At 41.8% G+C, this 15,224-nt stretch carries 10 protein-coding genes; 1 reads left to right on the top strand and 9 read right to left on the bottom strand.

From position 1 onward, the window contains the following. Positions 1 to 67 precede the first annotated feature (67 nt). Both FKX92_RS01155 and FKX92_RS01150 read right to left on the bottom strand, forming a co-directional pair. Positions 68 to 2,791, bottom strand: coding sequence for an FtsX-like permease family protein (locus FKX92_RS01155; protein ID WP_149565271.1), 2,724 nt, complete (start codon positions 2,789 to 2,791; stop codon positions 68 to 70). A 1-nt stretch (position 2,792) separates the two neighbouring features. Next, positions 2,793 to 3,494 (bottom strand): ABC transporter ATP-binding protein, encoded by a 702-nt coding sequence (locus FKX92_RS01150; protein ID WP_125340958.1) that lies wholly within the window; start codon positions 3,492 to 3,494, stop codon positions 2,793 to 2,795. A gap of 142 nt (positions 3,495 to 3,636) precedes the next feature. On the opposite strand from FKX92_RS01150, the gene FKX92_RS01145 reads away from it, so the two are divergent. Beyond that, a complete protein-coding gene (locus FKX92_RS01145; protein WP_149565270.1) occupies positions 3,637 to 4,197 on the top strand; it encodes a TetR/AcrR family transcriptional regulator in 561 nt (186 codons plus the stop codon). 90 nt (positions 4,198 to 4,287) lie between these two features. On the opposite strand, the gene FKX92_RS01140 is transcribed toward FKX92_RS01145, so the two are convergent. From FKX92_RS01140 to FKX92_RS01100, 7 genes are all read right to left on the bottom strand, one after another. Then, entirely contained in the window at positions 4,288 to 6,336 is a 2,049-nt protein-coding gene (locus FKX92_RS01140) for a C69 family dipeptidase (RefSeq protein WP_149565269.1), read from the bottom strand. A gap of 124 nt (positions 6,337 to 6,460) precedes the next feature. Beyond that, positions 6,461 to 7,282, bottom strand: a complete 822-nt coding sequence (locus tag FKX92_RS01135; RefSeq protein WP_149565268.1) for a PrsW family glutamic-type intramembrane protease — start codon at positions 7,280 to 7,282, stop codon at positions 6,461 to 6,463. Continuing rightward, positions 7,275 to 8,939, bottom strand: coding sequence for a C69 family dipeptidase (locus FKX92_RS01130; protein ID WP_149565267.1), 1,665 nt, complete (start codon positions 8,937 to 8,939; stop codon positions 7,275 to 7,277). The genes FKX92_RS01135 and FKX92_RS01130 overlap by 8 nt, the downstream gene beginning before the upstream one ends. 403 nt (positions 8,940 to 9,342) lie before the next feature. Then, positions 9,343 to 11,412, bottom strand: coding sequence for a M13-type metalloendopeptidase (locus tag FKX92_RS01120; protein ID WP_149565266.1), 2,070 nt, complete (start codon positions 11,410 to 11,412; stop codon positions 9,343 to 9,345). 426 nt (positions 11,413 to 11,838) lie between these two features. Then, on the bottom strand, positions 11,839 to 12,702 hold the full coding sequence (tehB, locus tag FKX92_RS01110) for an SAM-dependent methyltransferase TehB (protein WP_149565265.1): 864 nt from the start codon (positions 12,700 to 12,702) through the stop codon (positions 11,839 to 11,841). Positions 12,703 to 13,075: 373 nt separating this feature from the next. Further along, complete coding sequence (locus FKX92_RS01105; RefSeq protein ID WP_149565264.1) at positions 13,076 to 14,059, bottom strand: hypothetical protein; 984 nt, start codon at positions 14,057 to 14,059, stop codon at positions 13,076 to 13,078. 182 nt (positions 14,060 to 14,241) lie between these two features. After that, on the bottom strand, positions 14,242 to 15,213 hold the full coding sequence (locus FKX92_RS01100) for a hypothetical protein (protein ID WP_149565263.1): 972 nt from the start codon (positions 15,211 to 15,213) through the stop codon (positions 14,242 to 14,244). Positions 15,214 to 15,224 lie beyond the last annotated feature (11 nt).

Genomic DNA, 15,224 nt, shown 5'->3' with positions numbered 1-15,224 from the left:
TATTATATCAAAGTTCAAAAAAACTTCCACCCATCAAGTGAGTGAAAGTTTTGAAATGTTTTTTAAATTAATCAACAGACTTGAGTGCTTCCAGCATATCCACCCGTCTGAGACGGTAGTTGACAAAGAAGCCAAGCAAGGTCAGAATAAGAGTCACTGCAGTTAGAGGAAACAGATAGACTGAGGGACTTACTTGAGGGTTTAAGCTGATAATGCTAGGCGCAACCTTCTCAATCAAAAAACGATGCAGGAAGAAACCGCCTAGAAGCCCAACTGCCATCCCAATTACTGACAGAATAATGGTCTCTCGATAGATATAGAGGGTCACTTCCTTATTATGGAAGCCCAGAACCTTGATAGTGGATAGCTCGCGAATCCGCTCAGCCACATTGATATTGGTCAGATTGTAGAGAATAACAACTGCTAGAAGAACAGAGATCACCACCAAAACCAGCATCGTATTATTAAGAGAATCAGCTAGAACGTTGAACTGCTTCACCATACTAGCATTTTGAGAAACACTCTTGACAGACTTGAGGCTCATAAATTCATTGGCCTTGTCCACAATATTTTTGCTAGAAGAGTTCTTGAGCCTTACTAAATAAGCGTTTTTTTCGAGCTTATTCCCATAAATCTTCTGGTAGTCAGTTGCCTTCATGAAGGCAAAATGACCAAAATGATTCTCATTGACTGCTGCGAGCTTGACAGGCTTGCCACCCAGCTCTATACTACCACCAGGGCTAACTCCAGCTATGCGAGCCAATTTATCCGAAACGGCCACACCATCTTTGAGGGTCAGCTTCTTCTGGTTGTTAGGACTTTCCAGAGAAATAAAAGGTTCAAAATTTTCTTTGTCCGTAACCATCAAAGTGACTGATTCGGTCTCTTTTCTTCCTTTGTATTTCTCTGTCAAGGTTTCACTATAGATCTCCTGATAATCAACAATCGAGCCATCTGACAGCATCTTTTTCAGCTTGTCTTGCTCAGCTTGATTCTCCCCAGGATTGACAGCGACAATCAAGTCGTATCGCAGAATCTCCTCAAACTGACGTTTTGGAATACCACCAATAGAAGATTGGAGTCCTAGGCCGGCAAAGAGCAGGGCAACAGAACCCGCCACACCAAAGATGGTCATGAACATCCGCTGCTTATAGCGAAAGATATTGCGTGCTGTGACCTTCTGAGTAAAGCTAAGACGTCGCCAGATAAAGGGCAGTCTTTCCAAGAAAATCTTGGAGCCTTTGACCGGTGGCTTGGGCAAAAACAAGTGAGCTGCTTCTTCTGTCAGCTCTCGTCTTGCCACCAAATAGGCAGGAAGAACACTAGAAAGAAGGGAAAGCCCAAGGGCCAGTAAACTATAGGAAATATAAAAATATGCATGAGGGGCAGAGAGCACCATCCCTCTGGTAATAATAGAAGAAATCACTCCAGACAAGAAATAATGTCCCAGCAGAATCCCTATGAGGGTACCTAGACTGCCTGCTACCAATCCGTAAAGAGCAAACTTGCGAATGATATCTCGGCTATGATAGCCTAGAGCTTTAAAGACGCCTGCATTCGTTCGCTCCTCATCGACAAAGCGAGTCATGGTGGTAAAGGTCACCATAGCTGCCACCAAATAGAGCACCACCGGGAAGATATTACCAATCGACGCAATACTATTCATGGAGTTTTTATACATATGATAGCCATTCCCACCTGGCAGAGACTTGCGGTCATAGCTATGATAGGCCGGCTCTTTCAAACGACTCAGGTCTGCCTTAGCGTCAGCCAGCTTGTCCTTGCTAGCTGATAAGTCTTTCTCTGCCTGTGCGAGCTCTGCTTTTTTCTGATTGAGCTGGGACTCAGCTTCCTGAATCTGCTGCTGGCTCTGGCTGAGCTGTGCAGGAGGGAGGATAGAAGCGGATTGAGCTGCTTCTAGCTGGCTTTTTTGCTGGTCTAGATGACTCTGAGCTTGCTCTAATTGCTTTTTACCTTGGGTCAGTTCGCTCTCAGCCTGAGCAATCTTATCTTGGCCCTTCTGAATGGTGCTTTTGGCATCTGCCTCTAATCGCTTAAAGCGAGCCGCTCCGTTATCTTCCAGGCTCTTGTCCAAAGCACTCTGGTGCTGCTCCAAACGCTCCTGATAGCTTGCAGAGAAGGGAGCCAGCTTTTCTAAATCATGATAGCGCAGGCGGGCAATACTGTAAACATCTGTATCAAAGGCCTTGGGGCTGACTACAGCATAGGCAGATAAAGCCCCGCTGCCACTAGTCGCATTGCCCAGATTTCTATCAGACCAGAGCTCTGCCGAGTTGACAAATCCCACAATCTTATAGGTCTTGTTTTTTAAAACTGACGGACTGCCTGCTTTCTCGGTCAGATCAATCTCCTGACCAAGTTTGTATTTCTTAGACCAAAAGCTAGCCAGGGCAATTTCTTGCTCTTTCTTAGGAAGACGACCGGAGGTCACTTGAAAGTTTGAAATATCCTTGGTATCTGAGAATACTCGGAGAGCCTCTTCGTCTACGGTGACATCTGTCAGATAGCCAAACTCGACATCAGCTCCCTTGATAGCTTCCAGCTCTTTCTGATCCGCCTTATCCAAACCATAGTCCGCCATAACAGCCAAGTCCATGGTTCGCTGCTCCTTCAAGTAATCTGTTGCTGTTCTGCGCATATTGGGTGGAGCGACCTTGAGTCCCACGAGAGCTAAAGAGCCCAGCATCATGAGGATTAAAATAGATAGGAAACGTCCTTTAGAGCTAGTGAAGGAGCGCAGAATATCTTTCCAATAAATCTTTCTCTTCATATCAATACTCCAATGTACTTATATCCTGAGGCTCTTCATTGACTGTAACACTCTTGACCCTCGCATCGTGCATGCGGATAACCCGATCAGCAATGGGAGCCAAGGCAGCATTGTGGGTTACGATAATCACCGTCGCCCCTTGATTGCGGGACATGTCCTGTAAGATTTGCAGCACTTGCTTGCCGGTATTGTAGTCCAGAGCACCTGTCGGCTCGTCGCAGAGCAAAATCTTGGGATTCTTTGCCACTGCCCGAGCGATAGACACCCGCTGCTGCTCCCCACCTGATAACTGGGCTGGAAAGTTATTGAGGCGATTTTCCATACCAACTGCAGTGAGAACGGCTACTGGATCTTGAGCATCCTTGACAATCTCCGAAGCCAATTCGACATTTTCCTTAGCCGTCAGGTTGGGCACCAAATTGTAAAACTGAAAGACAAAGCCCACATCATTGCGACGATAGTCCGTCAGCTGGTGGGAATTGTAGTCAGCAATATTCTGGCCGTCTATCAAGATGTCTCCCTCATCATTGGTATCCATACCTCCGAGGATATTGAGCACTGTTGACTTACCGGCACCAGAAGCACCCAGGATAATGACCAGTTCCCCCTTTTCAATCTCAAAAGAAATATCATGATTGGCAACAATTTCCGTGTCGCCTACCTGATAACGTTTAAAACTATGTTTCATTTCAATATAAGCCATATCGTTTCTCTCCTTTTCAAAGCTCTTTTCCTTAAATCAACAAGGTGTTGATTCTAAATCACAGATATTATATAATGAGCTTAGACAAAAAGCAATAATCAAAAATCAACAAAGTGTTGATTTAAGTAAAAAGGAAGGAAAAATGGTCCAAAAACGAAAAACTAGTACCAAGGAAGACATCAAAGAAGCCTTGATTCAGCTACTATCTGAGGAAAGGTTCGATAATATCTCCATCAGCAAACTCTGCAAACGGGCAGGGATTAATCGCGGCACCTTCTACCTCCACTACCAAGATAAATATCAGATGGTTGATAGTCTCAAAAACGACATTATCTCCCAACTTTCTAGTTATAGCTTGTTTGAAGCGGAGAACGAATACCCCAAAAAGTTAATGATAGCAAAATTTCATATACTGCGCGCTAATGAACGTCTTATCAATGCCCTGACCAAGAGCCATTATATTGACTTTCGCGGGGCTATTCGGGAGTACATAACCAGTATCATTCTGAGTGACAAGCAAAAGGCTGCTACCCAGCGTTTTTTAGAGGAGAACTTTCACATCCCTCAGAAATACGCCTTGGAAATCTTCCTATCCAGTGTTGAGGGGATTATTTCTCTTTGGATAGCTGGCGGAGCTCAAGAAGAACCTGAAGAACTCACTGACATAATTTTGACTACTTATAACTATGATTATTTAAGATAAGGGCTCTAGCTTGAAGGCTAGCCTGGACAAGAGTCGTTTTTTCCACTATGAAAGGCCGAACATTTTGCTCGGCCTTCTTTTTATTTTAGATTAGTTTTTCTTTGTTTTCTTCAAAAGGAAGAAGACTCCAGCTAGGATAATCAAACCTGCAAGGCCCATGATAGTGACTTGCTCACCTGTTGAGGGCAGGTCTTTTTTCTTGGCCTTGATGGACTGCTCATTTCGATACTGCACTTGGTAAACAGAGAAATGATTGGTCGTGAAGCTGATAGTCTGGTTTTGATTAACCGTTACATCAAACTTCTCAACTTGTTTGCCATTTTCATCCAGAGCATAGACGGCATCTACTGGCAAGTCTTTGCGAACTGGAATCGTCACAAGTGTTGGACTGACCTGATGCACCGGCTGACCATTCGGATCGGTCAAGCTAATGTCATAGGTATCTGTCGGCTGAATCTTACTTTCCAGTTTTTTCACTGACAGCTGAAGACCGGCCTTGACTAAGTCAGCATTTTTCAAGCGAATGCCAGTTGCGACATCCACCAAGCTGTCATCTTCTACATTGACTTCCGTCCGTGTGTCAGAACTACTAGAAGTTGCTGAAGAAGAATTTGACGAACTTTGGGATGACGAAGAGCTGCTAGAATCTTTGCTGAAGCTGGAAGGAGTTGTTTTTGTTGCTTCCTTGATTTTAGCTTCCATTTCAGCTTCTAGCTCTTTCATTTCCTTAAAGACTTGGGCTGCTCGAGCCTGTGTTTCCTCTGTGACTTTGGCTGAAGAGTCTGGCAAAGCTGCATTGGCTGCATCTAGAGCATTTTGCTCCTCAATAAAGCGGGCTTCCAAGGCTTTCCACTTGTCTTGGACAGAAGTACCAAAGAGGTCCTGATGCTTGGCTGCCATATCGTAGATATGAGATGCTACCCAGTACCAAGAGTCTGGACTGTAGCCAGTTGTGTTGACCTTATAAGCATCGTAAGTATCTGTGATATTACCATTATAAGGCAGGTAAGGTGAGAAGCGCGGACTGCCTACCGCCAGCCACATAGTGCCACCGCCCATATTGGCTGGAACACCGTCTTTGAGCTGGAAGATATGAGCTTCCATGACATTTGGGTTGCCCAGCGGATATTTGTAAACAGGGTCTGTCGTACCGCGTTGTGGCAGCCCCTTACCATCTAGCTCCATTTGGTCCAGCGGTTTGAATTGAGTGCCCTCAAAGCGATTGCGCTGCATAGCCATAACATCTGCTACACTGATCTTTCTGTCTGTGGAGTGCATGAGATCAAAGTAAGAGTCGTTATAAGACACGGCCGCATTTGGATCTAGACTGGTGATACCTGCCCAGGCACGCGAACGATCTGCCTCTGCCATCGGTGGATTATAGGACTGAGAAATGTGGAATTTGCCGTCAATTTCTTTATAAGAGTTAGCTTGTTTGGCAACATCCTGAACACCTTTTGAGGCAATAACATTTTCTGTATCGTCAAAGTCAACACTGCCCAAGAAGAAAGTATTAGGAAAGACAGCATACTTATCATCTGGGAATTTAATAGCAACATATTGGTGACCAGATAGGATTTCCATATACCAGACACCAGTCTTGTCAGCAATGGTGATAATATTCCCCTCTGCTGCTCCCTTCTCTCTGACAATCTGCGCCATCAGCTCCACACCCTGACGGGCAGTCTGAACATGGGGCAGAACGACGGTTGTCAGGATAGACTCTGCCAAACCATTTGCTACATAAGGATCCACTTTTTGGATGGCATCATTAGCCTTGGCAGAAACAGTCGCAGAAATAGAGACTCCATACTCATTGAAGCCAACCTCGTCAAAAATACCTTGGGATGGGGTCACATCTGATACCGAAGTATACTTGTAACTTTCTGCCGGCAGGGTCCATTCAAAGTTGTTGGTTTCATCGACCAGCTTGGCACCACTCGCATTGGTCTTTCTCGGATGAACCAGAAAGACCTTATTGTGATTGGGCTCCAAGTCCTCCGTACGACCATAAAGCGTCGTGCCGTCTGCCGTCAGGTCTTTCCCGACAATAAATCCTGTGCAGGCTTCGACCACTTGGAAAGGAAAGAGGAAAATGGTCGAAAGAGCTAACAAGGAACGAAACAATATTTTTTTCATAAAAATATCTCCTTTGTTTTTTTGTAAAAAATTACAAAATTAAATACTATATTCAGTATAGCCTTTTACTCCAGGTTTTGCAAGCGATTTCAAACTCTTGTTTGATATATTACCTGAAAATTATTTAAATTTCTAAATCTGTCTTTTTCTCCTTCAAAACCAGTCGGTAGACTTCTATAAAGGTAGCAACGAGAAAGGCAAATAAGAAACCGACAACGATGTTAATCCGATGCTCTGTTTCGAAGAAAGGAGAGTTCCAAATGAAGTGATTGGCGACTGTTGATACGACGCACCAGAGACCAAAGAGACGGTATTTCTTGTAAGCCATGGAGAAGAGAAGATAAACCCCAACGGTCACCACTGCTGTATAGAGAGTATGTGAAGCCAATCCGCCAGCAATTCTGCCAACTGCTTCTAAGGAACCACTATTTTGTCCTCCGAAAGTCACTCTGGATACATATGCAATATCCTCTATGACTTGAAAGCCAAAGCCCGAACTTAGCCCAGCGATTAAGACTGACTGAATATCCTTGCGCCCCAAAATGTAGAGAGCGGCAAAGGCTGTCAGAGACTTGAAAAATTCCTCTGCAAAAGGAGCTGTCAGTGCATTGCTCCAAGCATTGAAAACAGCAGGATCCTTGATAAAGTTAGAGTTAATAATATCAATCAAGCTATTGCCCGCAAAACTGAGCCAGCCAGAGATAAAGACACCTCCAAAGAGGGCTGTTCCTAGCACAATCGTCTCAACCGATAACTTCTTGGCAAGTTTTTTAATCAAGAAATAGAAAGGCAGGAAAAAAGCAGCTAAAACAGCTAAGTTCAGAACCAAGTCGCGGCCAGCTTCTAAGGTGACATCCTTCTCTGCCATGCTCCCAAGCTCAAACTGCAAACCGATACCAGCTAGGACTAAGTAGATATAGAGAGCAATTCTTCTTGTTTTATTCATGACTGTCTGCTCCTTTTCTATTTTTTCCTTTGACAAGATAAATCGCTATTCCAATGACTGTCAGCACAAAGATGCCTCCTGCAATAGCAATATCGTAGTCAAAATCTTCCAGACGAATTGTCTCCTCTGTGTCAGAGTCCTCTAACTCCTCAATCTCTTCTAAAGCACTTGTACCATATTCGGCCACGACCTTATCTTCAGCAATCTTTTGGATTTCCTTGAGGCGCTTAAAGACTGAATCTGCTCGCTCCATAGAATCTTTTGTTGCTTTCAGACTGGCTTGTTCTGGCTGTTCAGACAGACTAATCTGCTCGCTGTCATGAGCAGGCTGTTCCTCCATCCATTGGCTTTCCATACGCTCAATTTCACTGCGAATAGAGCCATCTTCAAATAGTTCTGGGTATTTTGCAACCAAATCATTGATGCGGCTAACAGTCCAATACCAGGAATTCTTATCGTAGGCTGTACTCATTTCTTGATAAGGCTGAGAAGTATTGCTGATATTGCCATAGTAAGGAAGGTATGGCGCATTGCGCGGACTTCCCATGGCTAACCAGAGAATCCCTCCTCCAGTAGAAGCAGGTAAATTATCCTTTAGCTGGAAGATGTGGGCCTCCATGACATTTGGATTGGAGATAGGATATTTATAAACTGGGTCCGCTTTGGTTTTATCTGGAATCCCTTTTCCATCTAGCTCCATCTGATCTTGCGGTTTGAAGTCTGTTCCTTCCAGACGATTGCGCTGCAAGTTCATCGCATCACGCAGACTAAGCTTGTCGCTGGTTGAGTGCATGAGTTCAAAGTATTCATCATCATATTGCACATCTGCATTGGGATCCAGCGCCTTGATACCAGACCAAACCCGAGAGCGGTCAGCTTCTGCCAGTGGCGGATTATAGGATTGAGCTACATGGAAGCTGCCATTGATTTCCTTATAGGTGCCAGCATCCTGGGCTATTTTTTCAAGATCAGCTGATAAGATGGTGTTTTCAGTATCATTTTTATCTACACTGCCTAGGAAAAATGTATTTGGAAAAACAGCGTATTTGTCATCCGGAAACTTGATGGCAGCGTATTGGTGGCCAGAAAGGATTTCCATATACCATACACCCGTCTTGTCAGCAATCGTCACGATATTGCCTTCGGCTGCACCTTTTTCTCTAACAATTTTGGCTAGTAGTTCTACTCCTTCTTTAGCTGTTTTCACATGAGGCAGGACTACAGAAGTTAAAGCAGATTCAGTGATACCGTCCTTAACATAAGGGTCTACTTTTTGAATATCATCATTGGCACTGGCCGATACCGTCGCAGAGATAGAAACGCCTTCCTCATTAAAACCGGCCTCATCGAAAACTCCCTGCTCTGGTGTCACATCCGGTACCGCCGTATACTTGTAGCTAACAGCTGGCAAATCAAAGCTAAAGCCGTTGGTTTCATCTACAAATTTATCACCAGCCTTATTATACTTGCGCTCCCGCACCACAAAATTCTTGTTGTGGTTGGGTTCCAGGTCCTCTGTTCGACCATAGAGAGTCGAACCATCCGTCGTCAAATCCTTCCCGATAATAAATCCAGTACAGGCTGCGACAGCCTGAAAAGGGAAGAGTGTAAGAAGCATCAAGGCTGGAATAGCCCAACTGAAAAATTTCTTTTTCATCAGTTTCTCCTTTGTATATTAATTGATAAAATATTTATCGCATATTTAGTATACTATTCTCTTGCTAAGTTTGCAAACGCTTCCAAACGTCCTTATAATGCCTAAAATGAATAAATTCCCCTAGGAAAAAATTACTCTAGCTGTATACCTAGCAGCCCCTCCAAACCTCTTGTATAAATTTCCATAGATTTATATCAAGCTGTATAAAAATTTTTTTGTAAAAGAAAAAAGCCAGATAAAATCTGACTTTAAAGACACGTGGCTGCAGAGGCACAAACCGCAGCCGCGCAAGTATTGCAGGAAAGAATGGATAGGAGAAAAAGGACAAACTTCTCTCCTATTACCAAACTGGTTGTGCTTCATAACTTATATTATTTTCTTATCTTTTCCTAGACAAGTAATCTTACCATACGCTGACCCGCTTATCTGGAGCCAGATACATGGCATCACCTTCTTTGATTTCTGGATAAGTTTCATAGAAGGCCTCTACATTTTTGAGTTGCTGGTTGACCCGCAGCTCGGAAGGAGCATGAACATCTACCTTCAGGAGAAGTTGGTTAAATTGCAGACTAGCCTTGCTTCTCCAGATATTGGCATAGTTTTCAAAGTAATTCTTCAAGTCTGCATCTGGATATTTCTTTTTAACAACTTCGAGAGTAGCTGAAAGTCCACCCGCATCGGCTACATTTTCTGTTACCGTAAGCTTGCCATTGACCTTGCCACCGTAGATTTCAATACCATCCCACTGCTTGGTAACAGCTTCAATTTTCTTGTCAAAAGCTTTCTTATCTGCTTCAGTCCACCAATTGTTCAAATTTCCCTCTTCATCAAAGTTTGCACCGTTTGAGTCGAAGGCGTGAGTAATCTCGTGACCGATAACCATACCAATACCGCCGTAGTTCTTTTCCATCTCTTGCTTAACATCAAAGAATGGATTCTGCAGGATTGCGGCTGGGAAGTTGATACTGTTATTTTCCTGTGAGTAGTAAGCGTTGATATCATAGGAAGGCATGACCCACTCGTCCTTGTCTACTGGCTCAGAGAAGTGCTCAACATCATATTGATGTTTTGCCTGACTTAAAGCAATTGCATTTTCAAAGAAGGTTTTCTTATCGTCTACTTTCAAAGCCTTAGTCACTTCGCGAACTTTTTCAGGATAGCCGATATAGAGTTTCATAGTATCCAGCTTCTTGACTGCCTTCTGCTTGGTTTCTTCTGATAGCCATTCGTTTTTCAGCATACGTTCCCGATAGACTTCCTTGATATCCTTGACCATTTGGGTCACTTCTTGCTTGGCTTCTTCACCGAAATATTTGCGACCATAGTAAAGACTAAAGACATCTGAAAAAGTTCCTGTTGTCAGATTGTATGCTGCATCTTCTTTTGAAGTTGCTTCCTTAGTACCTTGCAAGGATTTTTGGTACTCTGCAAAAATCAGCCGATAGTCATCGGTTAGAAAACTAGATGCTGATGCTGCCTGCTTCACAAGCATCCAAGATTTGAGCTTGCCAAAGTTTTTGTCATTAACTACCTTGGCAAAATTTTCATAATACTTAGGGTTAGGTACATTGACATCACCAGCTTCCTGGCCTAGATAGTCATTGATAATATCGTGAAACTTAAAGGTATCAGAGTAGGCATTGATGTCTTCTGCCGTCTTAGGATGGTGAAGATTTTTAATTTCCGAAGTTTCTTCATTGCTTTGGGCATATTTGGCCAGTTCTCCATCAAATTCTAAGGCTTCTTTGACAATCTTTTCGCTGTTTTTTTCACTGTAGCCCAGCTTTTGCATGGCTTCTTTGAATGCTTTTTCCAGCGGATCCATCATCCTTTTCTTAGCACCTTCATCTTCATAGTAGCTCTTATCCGGCAGCATAAGACTTGGACTGGACAGATTCACTTGTTTCTGATTGGTATTTTCTAGGTTAGAACTAATTTCAAAAGTAAAGGGCAGAGCCAAACCGCGTTTTTCCCAGTCAACAGCCTTGCCAGCTAGGTCCTTTAGATCGGACAAGTCTTCAATTTCCTTGAGATAGGACTTGAGAGGATCTAAGCCATCCTTTTCCCGCTGCTTGAAGTCAGTCGCTTGCTGGTAGTATTTGATAAACTCAGGCATGCCTTCAATCGTTGACTCTTCTTTACCAGAGACTAGGTTTTTGACATCCGCCTTCATCTTATCCTTGACCTGCTCGTTCAGCTCATAAAACACACCATTAGACGGCTGATCGCTAGGGATTTCTGCCTTTTCCAGCCATTTTTTATTGATAGCCTGATAGTAATTGGTCCTCACTGTGGCATTCTTATCGATCGGTGTCTCCTGAGGGACAAAGGTCTTATAAGCCCAGTAGCCACCGGCAGCCAAGATTAGGCCGGTCACAGTCAACGTAGAAGTTAGAATGATTTTCGTTCTTTTCTTCATGAGTTCCTCCTTTAATATTAAGTAAAATATAATTGACTTTTTTATTTTACTCATTTACTTTAACATATTCTTTTTTCCTCGTCAACAGAAAACTGAAGGTCTGGAAAAATTTGCCGCAAGAGGAGAAAATAAGGTCATTCAGTCTGCTTTTAAAAGTGATCTGCTCTAGACTCACACTTAAAGAAAAACTAAAGTTTTCTACCAGCTGTCCTGTTGCTTCCAGCTCTTTTCTCTCCCCCTTGCACTTTCTAGTATAGCGACCAAACTTCAGATATTTCTCAAGAAATTCTAAAATATTTCTAAAGTTTTTTACTAAAATAAAAAAAGACTGAGACAAAAATGCCTCAGTCTAGCTTGATTATGTTCAAAAAATATTGAGGCTGAGACAATTTAAATTGTCTCCCAGACCTTTTAAACCTAAGCCTCAAAATAAGTGAGCCAAGCTAAATTTTAAAAAATCAAGTTCTGTCCTACTGTCTTCTACTTAACCTTTTTAGCCAGCATAGTCGCAAAACGCAGCTGAATTCGATTGCCATTTTCATCACGGCGATGGAGGTGGCCAGGATTTTCATTGTACTTAACCAGCTCCCAGTCTTTGTAATACTCGGCAAGCTCGCCTTCCTTAAAAGTAAAAGGAAAGGGAACAGAGCATGGAAAGTCTTTTGTATCCATAGCACAGACGATGAGATTGTAGCCGCCAAGCGCTGTGTGCTCTTGCATATTACGGATAATATCCGGAATTCGCTCCGCCTGCAAGAACATAAGTACAACAGTGGAAACGATCAAATCATAAGTCTGGGTCAAACTAGCTGAGTTGATATCGTAGCTACCCACTGGCAGATCTAAATCCTCCTGCTCCACAATGCTACGCAAGATTTCCAATGCCAGCTCATTCTGATCTACGGCTGTCACTTCAAAGCCCTGCTTGGCTAGAAAGAGAGCATTGCGACCTTGACCACAGCCTAGATCTAATGCCCGCCCTGGCCGGACTGTCTGCATAGCTTCCAAAACCTCTGAATGCACTGGATTGCTGCCGTATTTCTTTGGAAAGTAATCCTCAGGCCGACAGTAAAACTCCAAATACCACTCCAAATCATCTGTCAAGGCTTCGACCCGATGCCAAGCTTGGGGCTGGGCAAAAGGATTGTCCTGACCAGCTTCAAAGATGTGCTCAGCCAGCTCCTCACCTTCCTCTGACATCTCAACAAACTTAAGGCGTCCCTTGAGAACAGTGATTTTACCCCAAGTTCCCTCTTTGGTATTGTGCTTTCTCTTCACTGCTTCTGGCATTGTCTCAGCCGTCCACAGCGGCATACGTTTATAAGCTAGCAATTCTTCTGTCATAAAAAATCCTTTCTCTAAAAGCTACGCTACGAATAATCTAACTGTCTTTATCATACTCGAAAAGCACAGACTTGACAAGTGTCAAATTGAACAATCTTCCCTGCAAAAAGAAAGAACTGGTCAATCAGCCAGTTCTTTCTTACATAGGAAGTTTATTAATCTTCTTTTTTCTTCTTAACTTACTTGTAGCCAAAGAAGCCTAATACTGCAACTAGCAGCATATCTTTGATCGTTCAATTCAAAAAATATGAGAACATCAAGAAAAAATATATCACTGTTTCCCTTATCGATCCGCGCTCAGTAACCAAAATCAAAGTGTGCTCCTTCATATAATATACTGCCGAAGATAGAAAATAAACCGTCTACCAACATTCTAATCATTCAGATGATAAAGATTTTTGGCTTTTTCAATATCATAATATTGGTCAAACTCTTCTTTGGAACTGAACGCATGATCTTGACCATCTATAGACAATTCTTTGGGTATCTTAGAGTCTCTATAAAGATTATAATCGTTTGGCAAAAACTTTGAATAAACTGATGCAATTCTATCAACGGTATCAAAACTATTTTCATTTGTCAAAATGACAACTTGAGAATTCTCTTTCTCTAATATGTTCATAGCATTTCTATCTTTGCTAATAGGTGTATCTACCATTTTCCGTGGTTTGATTGTAAAATGGAACCCAAATCCATCACTTTTTATTCCAAAGTTAGATATATTATTAAGTTTGATAGAAGAATAGGGAAACTTTATATTTTCAATAGCTTTCACTTCTTCAATTTTTCTTGTTTGGAGATTTAAAAACACCTGTTTCTTTATCTCATAGCCTTCCAAAGGTCTAATGTAAAGCGCCAGCAAATCTTTGCCTTTATAAGAGTAAACCGGACCAATATAACTTGCAATATAACCCTTTTTATATTCATTCACTGTAGTTAGTAAGTCAATTTCAGGTTCTTCTTTTAGTTTATTCCCTTCTAACTTGTAAATTGATAAAGTCCAATAGGCATTCTTCCCAATCGATTCATGGATAGCCGAAGGGTGCTTTGGTAATTTCAAATTATTCCTAAAAATATAGTTTTGAGATGTGGGATTACGCCATTCAGTGAATAATTGTTTATTATACTTGCGCAATTCTGCTTCCTCTGACTGAACTACATCCCAATGTACTATCGCTCCTTTGCCATCCGCAATAATTTGATAAGAGTCAATTTTCGCTTTACCAGTGTAATACTGGTAACCTGTATATTTCTCCGACAGATACCATTGATAGAGGAATAAACTTCCCCCTATCAATCCAAGAACAGATACAAACAACAGTAATCGGTTCAACCATTTTTTATTTGTCTTTTTCATCTTCTACTCCTTAATCCAGTATATAGTTCGTCTTAAAAAATCTGCTTTTTACAGATAAATTCATCCTCAAACCTCATCCTCTCCATTATAGCATAAATCAAAAGTCAGAGTTGAAAGCTAAAAAAGACCGGTCGCCCAGTCTCTCATCTTGTACTAAAATTTATCAGCCTCCCTAAAGAATTTTATTCACTTCCTTGTACCTCACTATCCTTCGGATGAGATTCTCGCCAAGCCAAGTAATCTTGGTAAGAGTTGATTATTGTTACCTCACCAGTGTCTTTATCAGTAATTGACAAAGCTAGTCTATCTTGACCAACTGGCGCAAACCAATGCATTATAAGATTAAACCATTCCTCATAACTATTGTCTCCTTGACGCACGAAAATCTTAATTTTCCCTTCATTTAACTTATGCACAAGCTCCGGATGTTCTTGTGATATATTCAGCCCTGTTGGTATATTTGTATGCTTTTCTAAAGAAGGTGTTAGTCTATTATACCAAAGATTCATATTATATCCCTCTTTATCAAACTGCTCTGATAAGTTCGTTAAACTAAGAGCAACATCAAATTGTACCATTCCCTTTGACTGTTCACGAATAACATCAATAACTTTGCCACTATCTAAATCAATAAAAACTTCCTTTAGAGGATAGAATCCCTTCTTTTTCTTATCTTGTTCTTGGAGTGTAATACGAAAATAGTCTTTCCCTTGATAGTAAACCACCTCTCCAGGAAGCTTTACTCCTGCATTAGGATTGTACTTACGAATAAGTGCAAAAATATCGATTTTCTTTTCCTCTTTCTTAGTATCTATATCGTAAGAATGAAGAAAATAATATTCTCCTTTTTTCTGCCTCTCGTCATCAATTCCTAGACTGATGTTTCTCCGCCATTCTTGCTGGTAAAACTTTTCATGCCCTATATCAAAATGATCATTGACATCCGGGGATTCGATTGTAATAATACGGCCTTCCTCCAATGGCTTTATTTGAATATCATCAATCTTAGATGCTGGTCTTTCTGCGAATTCTTCCTTAAATTTTGGCTTAGGCTCTGTTTTATCATAAGAGAGCAGCATCCAAAGTCCAAAAATAGCTAGAAACGAAATGAATATCAAAATATACTTTTTTATTTTAGGTTTTAAACTATTCATCAGATTCTCCT

This window comes from Streptococcus sanguinis (assembly GCF_008329445.1).
Taxonomy (GTDB): Bacteria; Bacillota; Bacilli; order Lactobacillales; family Streptococcaceae; genus Streptococcus; species Streptococcus sanguinis_O.
Note: the sequence above shows the minus strand (reverse complement) of the source record. Positions and strands in the feature narration are given on the sequence as shown.

Coding starts and splice junctions, on each gene's coding strand:
- FKX92_RS01155 (WP_149565271.1), bottom strand. CDS start 2,791: ATGAAGAGAAAGATTTATTGGAAAGATATTCTGCGCTCCTTCACTAGC.
- FKX92_RS01150 (WP_125340958.1), bottom strand. CDS start 3,494: ATGGCTTATATTGAAATGAAACATAGTTTTAAACGTTATCAGGTAGGC.
- FKX92_RS01145 (WP_149565270.1), top strand. CDS start 3,637: ATGGTCCAAAAACGAAAAACTAGTACCAAGGAAGACATCAAAGAAGCC.
- FKX92_RS01140 (WP_149565269.1), bottom strand. CDS start 6,336: ATGAAAAAAATATTGTTTCGTTCCTTGTTAGCTCTTTCGACCATTTTC.
- FKX92_RS01135 (WP_149565268.1), bottom strand. CDS start 7,282: ATGAATAAAACAAGAAGAATTGCTCTCTATATCTACTTAGTCCTAGCT.
- FKX92_RS01130 (WP_149565267.1), bottom strand. CDS start 8,939: ATGAAAAAGAAATTTTTCAGTTGGGCTATTCCAGCCTTGATGCTTCTT.
- FKX92_RS01120 (WP_149565266.1), bottom strand. CDS start 11,412: ATGAGTAAAATAAAAAAGTCAATTATATTTTACTTAATATTAAAGGAG.
- tehB (WP_149565265.1), bottom strand. CDS start 12,702: ATGACAGAAGAATTGCTAGCTTATAAACGTATGCCGCTGTGGACGGCT.
- FKX92_RS01105 (WP_149565264.1), bottom strand. CDS start 14,059: ATGAAAAAGACAAATAAAAAATGGTTGAACCGATTACTGTTGTTTGTA.
- FKX92_RS01100 (WP_149565263.1), bottom strand. CDS start 15,213: ATGAATAGTTTAAAACCTAAAATAAAAAAGTATATTTTGATATTCATT.